9 protein-coding genes, 2 tRNA genes and 1 pseudogene are annotated in these 14391 nt (G+C 67.2%); 1 reads left to right on the top strand and 11 read right to left on the bottom strand.

Going from position 1 to position 14391, the window contains the following annotated elements; genetic code table 11:
- Positions 1-71: 71 nt before the first annotated feature.
- From IW248_RS00200 to IW248_RS00165, 8 genes and pseudogenes are all read right to left on the bottom strand, one after another.
- Entirely contained in the window at positions 72-824 is a 753-nt protein-coding gene (locus IW248_RS00200; protein ID WP_231396118.1) for a DUF3631 domain-containing protein, read from the bottom strand.
- Positions 825-1046: 222 nt separating this feature from the next.
- Positions 1047-3071, bottom strand: a complete 2025-nt coding sequence (locus IW248_RS00195; RefSeq protein ID WP_196925145.1) for a hypothetical protein — start codon at positions 3069-3071, stop codon at positions 1047-1049.
- A gap of 344 nt (positions 3072-3415) precedes the next feature.
- Positions 3416-4351 carry a hypothetical protein gene (locus IW248_RS00190; RefSeq protein WP_196925144.1) on the bottom strand — a complete coding sequence of 312 codons (936 nt, stop codon included), beginning with the start codon at positions 4349-4351 and terminating at the stop codon, positions 3416-3418.
- Positions 4352-4459: 108 nt separating this feature from the next.
- A pseudogene (locus tag IW248_RS33990) lies at positions 4460-5754 on the bottom strand (tyrosine-type recombinase/integrase).
- Positions 5755-5782: 28 nt separating this feature from the next.
- A tRNA-Ile gene (locus tag IW248_RS00180) sits at positions 5783-5859 on the bottom strand.
- Positions 5860-5980: 121 nt separating this feature from the next.
- The gene (locus tag IW248_RS00175; protein ID WP_196925143.1) at positions 5981-7219 is read right to left on the bottom strand and encodes an FAD-dependent oxidoreductase; all 1239 of its coding nucleotides are present in this window, start codon (positions 7217-7219) and stop codon (positions 5981-5983) included.
- Entirely contained in the window at positions 7209-9326 is a 2118-nt protein-coding gene (locus IW248_RS00170; RefSeq protein ID WP_196925142.1) for an MMPL family transporter, read from the bottom strand. Before IW248_RS00170 ends, IW248_RS00175 begins: the two co-directional genes overlap by 11 nt.
- A gap of 108 nt (positions 9327-9434) precedes the next feature.
- Positions 9435-9507, bottom strand: a tRNA-Asn gene (locus IW248_RS00165).
- A 261-nt stretch (positions 9508-9768) separates the two neighbouring features.
- On the opposite strand from IW248_RS00165, the gene IW248_RS00160 reads away from it, so the two are divergent.
- Positions 9769-10173, top strand: coding sequence for a hypothetical protein (locus IW248_RS00160; protein WP_124818602.1), 405 nt, complete (start codon positions 9769-9771; stop codon positions 10171-10173).
- Between the two features lie 64 nt (positions 10174-10237).
- On the opposite strand, the gene IW248_RS00155 is transcribed toward IW248_RS00160, so the two are convergent.
- The 3 genes from IW248_RS00155 to IW248_RS00145 form a co-directional block, all read right to left on the bottom strand.
- On the bottom strand, positions 10238-11245 hold the full coding sequence (locus tag IW248_RS00155; RefSeq protein ID WP_124818600.1) for a sugar phosphate isomerase/epimerase family protein: 1008 nt from the start codon (positions 11243-11245) through the stop codon (positions 10238-10240).
- Between the two features lie 214 nt (positions 11246-11459).
- Complete coding sequence (locus IW248_RS00150) at positions 11460-11960, bottom strand: sensor histidine kinase (protein WP_196925141.1); 501 nt, start codon at positions 11958-11960, stop codon at positions 11460-11462.
- 265 nt (positions 11961-12225) lie between these two features.
- The gene (locus IW248_RS00145) at positions 12226-14328 is read right to left on the bottom strand and encodes a ThuA domain-containing protein (RefSeq protein WP_196925140.1); all 2103 of its coding nucleotides are present in this window, start codon (positions 14326-14328) and stop codon (positions 12226-12228) included.
- Positions 14329-14391: the final 63 nt, after the last annotated feature.

Below are 14391 nucleotides of genomic sequence, written 5' to 3'. Positions count from 1 at the left end.
TACTTCCATACGAGGTTCCCCACTTCTAGCGCAACGTCTCTGTGTCCGGCCGCCGGCTCCTGGTGGCACCGTCAACCGATGCAGCACCAAGAGCCGGCGGATGACAGGCCGTGTTTAGGCTTGAAGCGATTGCCGGTTTGACTCGGGCGCCAGGGGTTACCCGTACCAGCCGTACCAAGCTCGTTTTGCCTGTTCAAGCGCGGTACGGGTTGAGTGACCGGTACGGATTGATCCGTACCGGGGGTGGTATCCGTACCGGGGTTGGCCCTGCGGAGACGATGTTGGTACGGCTGGTACGGATGAGGCGGGACAGTACCGCTGCCAGGCGTCGGTGAAGGCCTCTCGGGTGTAGCCCTTCGCCTGCCCGACGGAAACTGGATGGTGGTCGAGATAATCCCAAACTCGCGGAGCAGGTCGCCGAGTCGCTTGCCGGTGAGGCCGGCCGGCCCGAACCCGGCCCAGGGTGCCTCCTCGTCGCCGTTGAGCGCGGCGAGCAGGTCATGAGTCGACGCGGCGGGCGGGTCGCCGAGCACAGTGAACGCGGTCCGCACGGCGGCGAGCAGCCGCACACGGGTTGACACGTTTCCCGCCTCGTCGGCATCAGCAGTCAGGATCGCGCATGAGTGGTGAGCAACGAGTGCCACCACACGCTCACCATAGCCGTGTTGGGGAAGCCACCGGGCACCACCGAGCGCATGCAATCCCGTATCGATCACCTCGGGTGCGTAGGCAATGTCATGCAACCAGGCGGCGGCCACCAAAAGCGGGCGCTCGACTTCGTCCAGGATCATCGAAACCTCAGATGCCTTGACGGATACCGCCATGACATGGGTCCACGGACGCGACAACGCCTGCGCGAGCAGGCCCTCAGCGGCCGTCCTACCAGCAGTCACAATGTCTACGCCCCCACGATATGTAGGGCGCCTGGTGTCGGTAGATGCCCACCAGTAGCGCAACACGGGCGATGGCTCTCACCGCGAGCCCTCTTTCAATCTTTCTTTCTAATGATCTCCGCACTTCTGTGCAGGCAGCACGAGCACCCGCAGCTACCGCTGACTCGGTTGCCCAACAACTTGCTTAGCGCGAGCGCGCACAATTCGCGAATTATGTCTGTCAGCAACTTCCTCGACTCGCCGTCGCAGTGACGACGACAGCGGACCTGATACGTCACTCAGCTCCCGAAGCACAACCATGGGAACCAGGATGCCGTCTTCGGAAAGAAGGTCCACTATACGGCGGCCTGCGACCACGCTAAGGTAGTCGTCCGGAGACTGCAGGAGCACTAGGGCACCTCCCGCAACGGCTCGGACCTCCGGGTTCTTATCGCCGGCCAATGGCAATACCAAGGCCAGCAGCGCAGGCAGCGGCCTTTTAGTGACGAGAACGGCCGCTGTCACAGCCGCTTCACGACGAGCGACTGCGCTACGGCCGCCAGCGAGCGCTGCAACGGCGTCATACACATCGACATCTTGCAGAAGTTCGCAGGCAGCAAGAAATCTCAAGGCAGCAGGATACGGAAAAACTGGAGAGCCAGATTCGAAGGACGACTCTCCGTAAAGCAACCGCTGAGCGTGCACGCGGAACAATTCTGCCGGCCCTTGCGGTATGAGCACCTTGGCGCGCGCGAGCCGTTCAAAGGCACTCGTTCGAGCATCACGCGGTACACGCATATCGGTCAAGAACCCTGCCAGAGAGTCCCAGAGACCACGGGAACCAGTCGCTATAACTAAAGCGGCTGCAATGTCACCCGGATCGACGCCACCGAACGAGTACGATCCTTGTGCCGCCTGTGAGCGAATGCTCTCAAGCAGCTCTCGGACTAGTTCGGCACCCTCAACATGAGCTGGATCAGGCATTTGGCCCTTGAGTGCGAGGTTGATTTGGTGAACTGTTATATCGAGAGGGGAAGCATCCGCAGCGAGCGGTTCCATCCGACCCAGACGATCCGCAATCACATTCGCCACGCGAGGTAGACGATCGTGATGCGATAGCATGATTGCCGCCCAGGCCTCTTTTGCATGCTCCGGCAGGGGATCCCAGTCGAGCACTGACAAGGCTCGCCGCACTGCCGTGTCGAACAGTTGATGGTCTCGGTGTTCTGCCTTCACTTCAGCTAGCAGCATGTCGGATACTTCAACCACTGCACCGCACGTGTTCGCCAATGCGGCAGCTGCCCGCCAAGCTACTTCGCGGCGCAGTACAGCGAGTTGCCACATCCCTGGCAAGTCCGGCGGGCCACCTGCAGCTAGACTCGCCTTAATGGCTTCAAGGCCCAGGCGAGCCTCGGCCGGGGTGAGCAAGTCTGCGGCTGCCTCCAGAACCTGCAACTCGACTGTTCGCAGCAACTCCGGCGACCTTCGTCTCTGCAAAATCTGACGGCCATCTCGACTTATTGCGGATAGCGGACCAGCATCGCGTAGCCGCCGTAACACTAGAGCAAGATCATTTTTCGCTGCGGCTTGGCGCAGCAGACGCAGGGCGTCCGCCAAGTCAATTTCCCTGCCATCCGATTGCAGGAGCCGCGAAAGGGCTAGTTCACGGCGCGCAGGATAGACAGCACTATCACCAAAAAGTTCAAACAGCAGAATATTCGGGAAAAGATCGACGTACCCAGTGCCGCCTATTACGACGCGTGACCGGGTATCAAATTCACGAGTGAAGGCGTTGCGAACATATTCTGCATAGCTGCTAGCGCGACCTCTAGCCGTTCGCGCAATAACGCTATCCTCCTGGCTGAATGCGTGCTCTTGTCGCGTTTGTAGTCCCGAAATCTCCTGCCGCTCCGGCACATTTGACGGAATGAGGCTACTAATAGCATGCAAGAGGCCGCCTCGCATTCGCGCAAGAGTCAGGTAGGGCGAGTGCGAGACCGAAGGCCCCATTCGGAACGGGCTGCAGCGCTCGATGACCAAGCTCGACAGAACCCTTCCCGCCTCGACCGAGACCGCGAGATGGGGTTTGCCAGCATCACGCATCCTGAGAGCCTTCTGCTGCAACAGAATGGCCGTTAGAAGAGCGTCATCGGCAGTCGTTTCTTTCTGGGTCGTGCTCAATTGCGAATCAAGAACCATGAGACAAGTGCCGTAGTCATCCAGCTCGCCAGAAGCGCTAGCAACAATCAGAGCAAGAGCGGCCGACTCAGCCCTGTCGGCAGGGGGCGATTCAATGAGAGCAGCCGCAAGCCGCGGTACAGACTCGTCGATTAAGTCATTCCTCAAGCATCCTTGAGCCAAGTCCACTAAGTCGCGTGGTTCGGCCGCAGACGCGTCAGGCTCCAACTGGCCCCGCCATTGCCGTCCAAGAACGGTGGCAGCCAATCGGGCCGGCCCAGTACTGTCGTACTCGTCGTCGGGGAAGTGTGGATTTAGGGCAACATCTAGCGGCTCAAGGACTGCTGCAATCCAGGCCAGGTTCATCAGTAATCCCCCATCCTTGCATCGTACAACTCTCCCGGGCCATCAAAATCGTCGGCCTGATTGGAAGGACGACTGCGTCGGGGGTCGCGATCTATAACTACCTGCAGCAGGCGGGCCATCTCGTCTGGGAGGCCAGCCGCAGATTCAACGCCTGTGATGTATACCGATGCCATGGGTGAGTCCAAGTCCAACCAATGGTTCACCTGCTCCTTGGCCGGTTCACATTCTGGCCCGACTAAGTAGATTCCAATTGACATCGACGGCTGCTCCCGCAGCGCAGTACGCGCGCGGCTCATGGTGGTTCTTAGAGGACTCTGCGATATGAAAACCAACCGCGCCTCGTGCACGATTATCAGGATGTCGACGCGAGCACTCGGCGCATCCCGCGCGTCCTGGACGGTGATTTCCGTAGTCGTTGCGCCTTTTCGGACCTGATTGTATATCTCTTCCCACTGAATGCCTGAGGGGTCACTCATGAACCGAGTCACCACCAGGCCAACGCGCCCCCCGGCGACTACAGAGGCCGCGAAGGCTTCAGCAGCACGGCCGGCCTGCCTCGGCAGGTCTATTTGGGTCAGGTCTGCGTGTGGCGCCGACTGCGCGTGCACTGGTCCGGTAAAAACTGGACCAGTGGGAGAGTTGATAACTACTTGCCCGGCGTCAACCTGATCAACGACCCTCTGTTGTCCACTGCCATCGCCCTCGTCGTCGCCAGAACGTATATCGATGATCGCCGCGATACAGATAACAATGATCAGGACGCCCGCTAGAGACCACACGACGATCGGTTTGCTCAACCATTCCCAGTCAGGTAAGGGAAGGTTGGTACCGATGTTCGTCATCGCGCCGAGTCCAGCAACGGACAGTACCCCTACAACGCCCGCCAGGTAGCGTCCCCACCTGCGCCCACCTCGACGCGTGTTGTCGGCGGTCATGCAGACATGGTGGCATGCAGCCGTCGGGCCCGGCGGATCGGGCAGCACCGGAGCGGGAGGCCGAGCGTCTCTTCCTTCTGGACGGGCGGACGCAGGACGTCTGTCACCTCACGACCCTGGTGGCACTGGCCTTGGAGGCATCCGAGCCGCCCGGGTAGCGGCGGCTCTCTGATCGGACTCCGACAGCCAGGCCGCGTACACGCGCAGCGTTGTTGCGCCGCCCCCGCCGTGTCCTAGCCGGCCCGCAACAGTCCGAACGTCGACACCGGCCGCGATCAGCTCTGTCGCTGAGTAGTCCCGCAGGGCATGCAGGTTCGTGGTGATGTCGAGGCGCGCCGCCATCCGGCCGAATCGCTGGGTAGCGGTATCTGGCACGAGCGGCGTACGACCATCCGGGGCGGGCGAGAACACGTAGCCGTCACCTGGCAGCGACAGCCCGAGGGCCGACGCGCGCTCCTCGCAGCGCGCCAGCTGGTCGCGCAGCACCTCTACTGTCTCCGCTTCCAGGGCCACCCGCCGCTGCTGGTGTGTCTTGGCGTCCTTCTCTCGCAGCTTCCCTGCGTCGTCCACATAGAGGGCACTCCGCAGGGTAAAGACGGCCGCGTCCAGGTCGACCGCGGACCACCGCAGCGCGCACCGCTCGCTCCGGTCGTCATGGCCACCCACACGAACGCGCCCCAGTCGGGGTCCTTCCACGCCTGGGTGACCACAGCCGGGCCTCCTCAGGCGCCGTTGGTGGGTGCGGGCTGGGCTGAGGCATCCCGGGCGTCTCCGCTTGATCTGCCGGGTTCACGGCGATCCACCGCCACCGGACGGCCCGGTTCAGCGCGCCGCACAGGATCCAGTGAATCTGCCGTATCGACGCGGGCGCCAGCGGCTTGCACGCATGCGGCCGGCATTTGTCGGTGCAGTCATGCGGTGCTGCCTTCCGGTGCTCGATGGTCTTCCGGCCACCTCCACAGTGATCCCGGCACTTCCGCAGCACCGCGTAGAACGATTCCAGCGTCTCGGCGTCTAGCCGACCCACCGACAACTGGCCTACCAACGGCCGGACGTGTTTGTTCAGCTTCTTGACGTACCCCTGCCGGGTCGACGTCTCCACGTCGAGCACTTCGAGCCACCGGTCAAGCAGCTGGTTGACGGTGGCGCGGGTGCGCGGGTTGTCCACCGGGGCGAGGAACCGCGTACGCACCTTCTCGGCTTCCTTGCGGGCGGTCGGGCCGTCGGGGGTGGTCTCGGTCAGATAGTGACGCTTCTTCGTGATGGGGTCGATGCCCGCGTAGACCTTCACCCGGAGTGAGCCGCTGGGCAGTTCTTCGATCTCGCCGCGCTGGCGCTTCCCGCGCCCGTTCGCCGTCGCCGTGGGGCCGACCGTAGCGCGCTCGCACCGCGAGTAGCACCACGGGAAGGTGGTGGATCTAGTGTTTTACCTGGTGGGGCGGGCGGGACTCGAACCCGCGACCGAGGGATTATGAGTCCCCTGCTCTAACCGGCTGAGCTACCGCCCCGAACACCGCGCCGGATCTTATCCCGCTCGGCGGTCAGCAGCCAGCATCGAGCCGGCCGGTGCCCGCGCGTGCACCAGCACGATGGGCAACAGGAATATAACAGCGAGCTCGGGTACGCCTGTCAGCCGGCGCGCAGCTCGTCCAGGACGGCGCCGGCGGCGCGCCAGCCGCTGGTGAGAGCGCCCTGGATCGATGGGCTGTCCCGGTGGTCTCCGGCCACGAACAGGCCCTCCCCCAACGCCACCGGCTTGCGCAGCCGTCCCTGTGGCGGCGGTGCGGCGGGTAGCGCCCGAGGAACGGCCACGGTAGTGAGGTGGGTCCAGTCGGCGGTGGAGCGGCCGTACAGCCGGGTCAGCTCGGCCCGGATGGTCGGCTCGGGTGGGGCCGTCGGGCCGACCACCGAGGTGGCGATCAGGTGCCGTCCGGCCGGCGCGTACGTCGGGGCGGCGTTGCTGAGCACCACAGTGTTGGCGACGAGTTCGCGTCGGTCGCCGTCGACGAGCAGGATCGGTTCGGTCAGCGGCGGCTCGGGGGCGCTGTGGTAGTAGGTGGTGTAGCTGTGCATGCGTACCGTCGCCAGGGCCGGCAGCAGCGCGGACGCGGCGGGTGGGTCGACAGCGACCACGACGGCCCGGCAGCGGATGTCGCCGGCCTGGGTGCGGACCCGGCCCGGGGTGACCTCCGCGACCGGGGTGTCCAGGTCGAGCAGGTCGGCGGGCAGCGGTGCGGCGATGGCCCGGGGCAGCGCGGCCATCCCTTCGGCGGGCAGGCCGATCCGGCCGCGGGCGAAGGAGCGCAGCACCATCGCCAGTACGTGGCTGGAGGTGGACAGTTCCCGTTCGATGAACACACCGGACAGGAACGGTCGCAGCAGTTCCTCGATGATGGCGTCGGAGAGGCCGGCGCGGCGCAGCGCCGTCTCGCTCGTGGTTTCCGGCGCGGCGAGCAACCGGGATGCGGGCAGTGTGGCGCAGCCGGTGGCGAGCGCGGCGAAGCGCAGCCGGTCGAGCAGAGAGCCGACTCCGGCGAGCGCGGTGCCGGGCCCGCCGGTCGGTTCGCGCAGCGGGTTGACCAGCCGCAGCAGCTTGTCGCCCTTGCGGACCAGCACACCGGAGGTGAAGTACCCGAGGTCGAGCTGGTCGGTGTCGAGCAGCGTGCCGAGCCGGGGGTAGGCGGTGTTGAGCACCTGGAAGCCCCGGTCGATGAGGTGACCGTCGACCACGTCGGTGGCGACCCGGCCGCCGAGCCGACCCTCGGCCTCCACCAGCCGCCAGGGCACGCCGGCGCGGTGCAGCCGGCGGGCGGCGGCGAGGCCGGCCAGGCCGCCGCCGACGATGACCACATCGGTTTCAGCCAGCACCGCGCGCCTCCCGCTCACCGTTCGCCCGGGACAACCGGCCCGGCCACCAGATCTTCGGCCCGATGTCGTACGCGAGTGCGGGCACCAGCAGCGACCGGACGATGATGGTGTCGATCAGTACCCCGATCGCGACCGCCGTACCCAACTCGACGAGCACCACGAGTGGCAGGACGGCGAGTGCGGAGAACGTCGCGGCGAGCACGATGCCGGCGGAGGTGATCACCCCGCCGGTGACGGCGAGGCCGGCGAGCACCCCGGCGCGGGTGCCGCGCTTGACCGATTCCTCGCGGACCCGGCTCATCAGGAAGATGTTGTAGTCGATGCCGAGCGCGACCAGGAAGACGAACGCGAACAGCGGGAACGCCGAGTCCACGCCGGGGAAGTCGAAGACGTGCCGGAACAGCAGCGCGCAGAGGCCGAGGGTCGCGGCGAAGCTGAGCAGCACGGTGGCGATCAGCAGCAGCGGGGCGAGTAGCGCGCGCAGCAGCAGGGCCAGGATGACAGCGATGACCACAAGCACCACCGGGATGATGACGTTCTGGTCGCGCTTCGCGGCGTCCGAGGTGTCCACGTTGATAGCGGTGAAGCCGCCGACCACCGCGTCCGCGCCGGGCACGTGGTGTACGGCCACCCGCAGCTCTCGGATGGTCCGCTCGGCGCTGTCGCTGTCGGGTGAGTCGGTCAGGGTCGCTTCCAGCTGCACCCGCCCGTCGACGACCTTGGGGGCGGCGCTCGGGTCGGGTGGGCCGGACTGCTGGCCGGCCGTGAGGGGGCGGACGTCGGCGACACCGGGCACGTTCTTCGCCACCCGGGCGACCTGCCGGGCGGTCTGCTCGGTGGTGAAGATGGTGGCCGGGCTGCCGGTGCCGGCCGGGTAGTGCCGGGAGATCACCTCCTGGCCGTCGACCGAGTCGGTGCGCTGGGTGAACAGGTCGGACTGGCCGAGCGTGGTGGCGCCGAGCTGGGTGAGGCCGAGCGTCAGCAGGGCCAGCACGACGGCGGTGGTCAGCCAGATCGGGCGGGCGTGCCGGGCGACGAAGCCGGCGATGCGGCTCCAGATGCCGTGTTCGGCCCGCGGGTCGGCCTGGTCGGCTCGGGGCCGTCGGGGCCAGAACGCCCACCGTCCGCCGAGCACCAGCAGGGCGGGTAGGAAGGTGAGCATCACCAGCAGGGTCGCGGCGATGCCGATGGCGGCGACCGGGCCGAGCGCCCGGTTGGAGTTGAGGCTGGACAGCAGCAGGCAGAGCAGGCTGACGATGACAGTGCCGCCGGACGCGATGATGGCCGGCGCGGCGCCCTTCCAGGCGGTCTTCATGGCGTCCCAGGGGCGGTCGTGCCGGTGCAGCTCCTCCCGGTAGCGGGCGATCAGCAGCAACGCGTAGTCGGTGCCGGCGCCGAAGACCAGCACGGTGAGGATGCCCTGGGCCTGCCCGTTGAGCTTGACCACGTCCGCGTCGGCGAGCAGGTAGACGAAAACCGAGGCGAGGGCGTACGACATCCCGGCGGCGAGCAGCGGAAAGATCCAGAGGACCGGGCTGCGGTAGACGATCAGCAGGATGACGAGCACCACGACCAGGGTGACAAGCAGCAGTGGCCCGTCGATGGCGGAGAAGACCTCGATCAGGTCGGCAAGCAGGCCGGCCGGGCCGGAGACGTCCACGGCGAGGCCGTCCCGGTCCCCGCCGGTGATCTCGCGGAGTTGCTCGACGACAGTGCCGATCTCCTCGCCCTCGGCGTCGTCCACAGGTACGACGACCTGGAGTGCCTGGCCGTCGTCGCTCGGGATGGGCGGGGGCAGCGGGGTGACCACGCCGGGGATCTGGGCGAAGCGGGAGGCGTCGGCGCGCACCCGTTGCCGGTCCGCGTCGGTGATTCCGGAGGGGCGCTCGTAGACGACCAGAGCCGGGATGGTCTGCCTGTCGACGAACTCGCCGGCGAGGTCCTGGGCGCGGGTCGCCTCGGCGTCGGTGGGCAGGAAGGCCGCGTTGTCGTTGGTGGCGACCTCGCTGAGGCGCCCGGCGTACGGGCCGGCCACGCCGCCGATCACCAGCCAGGCCAGCACGACCGCCACCGCGATCAGCGTGGCCTTGCCGCCTCGTCCGGACATTCGCACTCGCCCCATCCTGCCGGGCAAGCAGGTCAAGGGTGGGGTGAAACCGGATCACACGCACGAAAACGCCCGCCGGCCGGTGGCTGACGGGCGTACGTGGGAAAGCTCCCCCGATTGGACTCGAACCAATAACCTGCCGGTTAACAGCCGGCTGCTCTGCCAATTGAGCTACAGGGGATCGTGCTCCGCACGGCTTCGGATCTCCCCGACGCCCTGCGACGGGACAAGAGTACAGGACATCCCCCGGTGGTGGTCCAGTGGGTTCCCGCCCCGCCGTCGCATTGACAAAAGGGGTAAATCGCCATCCGGGCACAAGCATGCTTGAGCGGAGAGCAGGATGGGTAGTTAGCTGCGGACAGAGGACGCAGGCGCGAACAGGTCGCCTTCCGACGGGGCAACTCGCCGGGGTGACGGCGCGTCAGGTACGGAAGGAGCCGCCATGCGCGGAAAGATCATGTTTCTTGGCGGGCTGGCTGCGGGATTCGTCCTGGGCGCCCGTGCCGGCCGGGAAAAGTACGAAGAGCTCGTGGTCCGGGGCCGCAAGGTGCTCGACCACCCGACCGTGCAGGAGGCGGCCGGGGTCGCGCAGGCCCAGGCCAACAAGCTCTACAGCGAGGGCAAGGACAAGCTCGGCCAGACCAAACTGGGCGAGAAGCTGGGCACCGGCAACGGCAGCACCGGCACGCAGGAGCTGACCGCCGCCGACGACGCGTTCGCCGGCACGCCCGCCACAGTGGGCGCCAAGGCGGGCACCAGCACGGTCGGCACGACCTCCGGGTCGCCGTCGTCCACCAACCCCCGCACCAAGCCGTCCGGCTCGGGCACGAACGCCAGCACGCTCTGACCAACCGCACGTACACGGGCCGGTCGCCGCAGGGCGACCGGCCCGTGGTCTGTCCGGGGTGCGGTCAGTCCTTGCTGCTGAACGCCGCGTCGAAGGCGGCGCTCGGTGCGTCGAAGGCGAGCCGGCGGACGAACTCCAACGCCTCCGGTGCGCCGAGCAGCCGGTCCATCCCGGCGTCCTCCCACTCGACCGAGATCGGGCCGGTGTAGCCGATCGCGTTCAACGCGCGGAAGCAGTCCTCCCAGGGCACGTCACCGTGGCCCGTGGAGACGAAGTCCCACCCGCGCCGCAGGTCGGCCCAGGGCAGGTGCGAGGCGAGCCGGCCACGCCGGCCATCCCCGGTACGCACCTTCGCGTCCTTGCAGTCCACGTGGTAGATCCGGTCGGCGAAGTCGAAGATGAAGTTCACCGGGTCCAGTTCCTGCCACACGAAGTGCGACGGGTCCCAGTTCAGCCCGAACGCGGGCCGGTTGCCGATCGCCTCAAGCGTCCGCTTCGTCGTCCAGTAGTCGTACGCGATCTCACTCGGGTGCACCTCGTGCGCGAACCGCACCCCCACCTCGTCGAACACGTCGAGGATGGGGTTCCACCGGTCGGCGAAGTCCTGGTAGCCGCGCTCGATCATCGCCGGCGGCACCGGCGGGAACATCGCGAGGGTGTGCCAGATCGACGAACCGGTGAAGCCGACGACGGTCTTCACACCGAGCTTCGCCGCCGCCCGCGCGGTGTCCTTGATCTCCTCGGCGGCCCGCTGACGAACCCCCTCGGGCTCCCCGTCGCCCCAGATGCGGCCGGGCAGGATGTCCTGGTGCCGCTCGTCGATCGGGTGGTCGCAGACCGCCTGACCAACGAGGTGGTTGGAGATCGTGAAGACCTCAAGGTTGTGCTTCGCGAGGGTCTCGCGCTTGCGCTCGACGTACGAGTCGTCGGCGAGCGCCTTGTCGACCTCGAAGTGGTCGCCCCAGCAGGCGATCTCCAGACCGTCGTAGCCCCACTCGGAGGCGAGCCGGCAGACCTCCTCGAACGGAAGGTCGGCCCACTGGCCGGTGAAGAGCGTGATGGGTCGCGCCATTGTCCTTCTCCCCTTTGTGATGGGGATTCCATGTGCGGACCGGGGCGAGGGTGACCGGACGTACGCGGCACTCGCGCGGTCACCGGTGGGTGCGGAGCACACCTGAGCCCGGCGGGTTGCGCCTCCCACCGGGTCACCGGCCACCAGCACGGTCGCCGTCCCCCACCCTATTTCCGCGCCACCCCATCGGGGAAGCCCTGCGGTCGGCCGATCATCAGACCATTTCCTCGGGAGCGGGCAGGACAGCCCGCACGGTGAAGCCGCCACCGGCGCGCGGGCCGGCCGAGAACGTGCCGCCGAGCCGCTCGGCGCGCCTGCGTACCCCGACCAGACCCCGGCCGGCGGCCTGGGTGCCGCCGCCGGACGGAGCGGGACCGGCGCCCTCGTCGCGGACCTCGATGGTGATGCCCGCGGCGTCGTAGCGCAGGCGGACCCCGACCGGAGCGCCCGGCGCGTGCCGGCAGGCGTTGGTCAGCGCTTCCTCAATGATCCGGTACGCCACCACGTCGACCGGGCCGGGCAGCGGCCGGGGTTGCCCGGCCACGGTCCACCGCACCGGTTGGCCGGCGGTGAAGCCCTCCACCAACGCGTCGAGACGGTTCAGGCTGGGCGTAGGCCCGGACGGGTCGTCGGGCTCATCGGCCCGACCCAGCACACCGAGCAGCTGATGACCTCGCGCCAGCACCGTCCCACGCCACTGCGCGAACAACCCCATGCAGGTCAAGGTACGGCAGCCAGCTGTACGCCGGTCGGCGGCGTCCACGCAAACCCGCAACCCGCCAACACACCCGACGACCCGGCCGACGAAGCGGTGCGAGCGTGATGTCTGTGGGTCATCAAGATGACTCACAGACATCACGCTCGTTGGAGACACGCGTCGCGCTTTGCCGTTGCGACCGACCAGCCGGGCACGTCGGCGCTCAGGCCGGAGGGCCGGAGGGGCCTACGACGTGAGTCGCGGCCCCTCCGGGGTCAGTCGGTCAGGGCAGGGTCCACTTCTGGTTGGCCGCGTTCAGGCAGGTCCAGAGGTGCACGATGGTGCTGTCGGCGGAGTTGTTGCCGGAGACGTCCAGGCACTTGCCCGACGACGGGTTGCGCAGGGTGCCGTCGGACGCCGCCGCCCAGTTCTGCGCGCCGCTGCCGTTGCAGGTCCAGAGCTGGATCTTGGTGCCGTTGGCGGTGCCACCACCGGAGACGTCCAGGCACTTGCCCAGCGCCTTGAGGGTCGAGCCGGACACGGTCCAGCTCTGCGCCGTGCCGCCGTTGCAGGTGTAGAGCTGGATCTGGGTGCCGTCGGCGGTCCCGCCGCTGCGCACGTCCAGGCACTTGCCGGCCAGACCCTTGATCGGGCCGACCCCGGTGCCGCCGCCGCCCTTGACAAGGGTGAAGTCGTCCAGGTCGAAGAGCCCCGTTCCGCTACCGGTGAAGGTGAGGTAGAGGTTCTGGGTGCCGGACGGGACGTTGGACAGCGCCGTGGTGACGTTGGCGTAGGTCGTCCAACTGCCGGTGTTGGGCACGGCGACCGAGCCGAGCACCGGGCCGGTGGCCGAGCCGGTGCGCACCTGGATGGTGCCACCCGCCCCGCCGGAGACGACCCGGGCCGTGAACGAGGTGACCCCGGTCAGGTTGACCCCGTTGTACGCGGCCCAGTCACCCGGCTCGATGTAGCCGAGGGTCTGCCCACCGTTGGCGCCGTCCTTGGTGAACGCGGAGACGCCATTGGCCGAGCTGAACGTCTCGGCCTGGATCGTGCCGGTGGGCGTCGGGGTGGTGCCCAGCTCCTTGATCCGGATGTTGCGGAACGCGACGTCGTCACCGGTGCCGTGGTTCTGGATGCCGATGTGGCCGGCCAGCGAGCGGACCGGGTCGGTGTTGGTGAAGTCGTTGATCTTCACCCCGTTGAGCAGGACCTGCAGCCGCTCGCCCTCGACCAGCAGCTCGTAGGTGTTCCACTCCCCCGGCGCGTTCAGCGCCGCGTCGCGGGCTGCGGTGTCGGCGGCCTTGTACGTGTAGACCGAGCCGGTGGTGCGGTCGACCGCGTCGGTGGCATCGATCTGGACCTCGTAGCCGTTGTTGATCGCCGACTGCGGGTCACTCGACGGCGGGAAGCCGATGAAGATGCCGGAGTTGTCGTCCCCGGCCATCTTCCAGTCGAGCTTCAGCGAGTAGTTGGTGAACTGCTTGGCGTTGTACCAGAACAACCCCATGCCGCCCACCGACGTCAGGGTGGCGTCGGAGTTGGTGAAGTTACCCGGGCCGGCCTGCGACCAGCCGGTCGTCGAGCCGTTGTAGAGCGGGGTGTAGCCGGTCTCGGGCCGGCAGTCGGCCTTGCTCCGACCGGAGGCGTACCGGATGCCGCCGAGCAGGTGGTTCCGGAACCCCGACTCCGCGTACGACGCCTGGGTGTGCCCCGCGCCGGTGTAGAAGGACCGGCCACCGCTGTAGCTCTTGCACCAGCTCAACGGGTGGTCGGCGCCCATGCCGCCGCCGGAGTACGACGACTCGTCAAGCGTGGCCAGCACGTGGGCTGTCGAACGCGGGTTGGTGCGGTAGTTGTACCACTCGTCGGTGCGGGTCCAGGTCTGCGGCAGGTGCCCGGTGGCCGCGTGACCCCGGTCTTCCACCTTCATGTTGGCCTGCTGGATCGCGGGGTGCGAGGAGAACCACGCCCCCACGAGGTTGCCGTAGAACGGCCAGTCGTACTCGGTGTCGGCGGCGGCGTGCACACCCACGTACCCGCGGCCGGAGCCGATGTACGACTCGAAGGCGGTCTGCTGGCTGGCGTTGAGCACGTCGCCTGTGGTGTTGAGGAAGACGACAGACTCGTACTGGTTGAGGTTGCTCGTGGTGAACGCGGCGGCGTCCTCGGTCGCGGTGACCGTGAAGTTGTTCGCCGCGCCCAGGTCACGGATGGTCTGGATGCCGACCGGGATCGCGTCGTGCCGGAAACCGGCGGTCTTGGAGAAGACCAGCACGTCGTACGGGGCGTCGGCGGCGCTGGCCGGGGTGGCCGGGGTGGTGCAGGCGATGACGGCGAGTGCGGCCATGGCCGCACCGAGGACGGGTCGCAGGCGTCTGCGCATATCGCTCTCCTAATTGCGGTTAGGAGGGGCCCCTCGCACCACTCTAGGCGTTGTCGAAGGGCC

Source organism: Micromonospora ureilytica (assembly GCF_015751765.1).
GTDB classification, from domain to species: Bacteria; Actinomycetota; Actinomycetes; order Mycobacteriales; family Micromonosporaceae; genus Micromonospora; species Micromonospora ureilytica.
Note: the sequence above shows the minus strand (reverse complement) of the source record. Positions and strands in the feature narration are given on the sequence as shown.

What these genes read in the sequence shown, in the direction of transcription:
- IW248_RS00200 (WP_231396118.1), bottom strand. Translation starts at nt 824, where the DNA reads ATGGCGGTATCCGTCAAGGCATCTGAGGTTTCGATGATCCTGGACGAA.
- IW248_RS00190 (WP_196925144.1), bottom strand. Translation starts at nt 4,351, where the DNA reads ATGACCGCCGACAACACGCGTCGAGGTGGGCGCAGGTGGGGACGCTAC.
- IW248_RS00150 (WP_196925141.1), bottom strand. Translation starts at nt 11,960, where the DNA reads ATGGGGTTGTTCGCGCAGTGGCGTGGGACGGTGCTGGCGCGAGGTCAT.
- IW248_RS00160 (WP_124818602.1), top strand. Translation starts at nt 9,769, where the DNA reads ATGCGCGGAAAGATCATGTTTCTTGGCGGGCTGGCTGCGGGATTCGTC.
- IW248_RS00155 (WP_124818600.1), bottom strand. Translation starts at nt 11,245, where the DNA reads ATGGCGCGACCCATCACGCTCTTCACCGGCCAGTGGGCCGACCTTCCG.
- IW248_RS00195 (WP_196925145.1), bottom strand. Translation starts at nt 3,071, where the DNA reads ATGGTTCTTGATTCGCAATTGAGCACGACCCAGAAAGAAACGACTGCC.
- IW248_RS00145 (WP_196925140.1), bottom strand. Translation starts at nt 14,328, where the DNA reads ATGCGCAGACGCCTGCGACCCGTCCTCGGTGCGGCCATGGCCGCACTC.
- IW248_RS00170 (WP_196925142.1), bottom strand. Translation starts at nt 9,326, where the DNA reads ATGTCCGGACGAGGCGGCAAGGCCACGCTGATCGCGGTGGCGGTCGTG.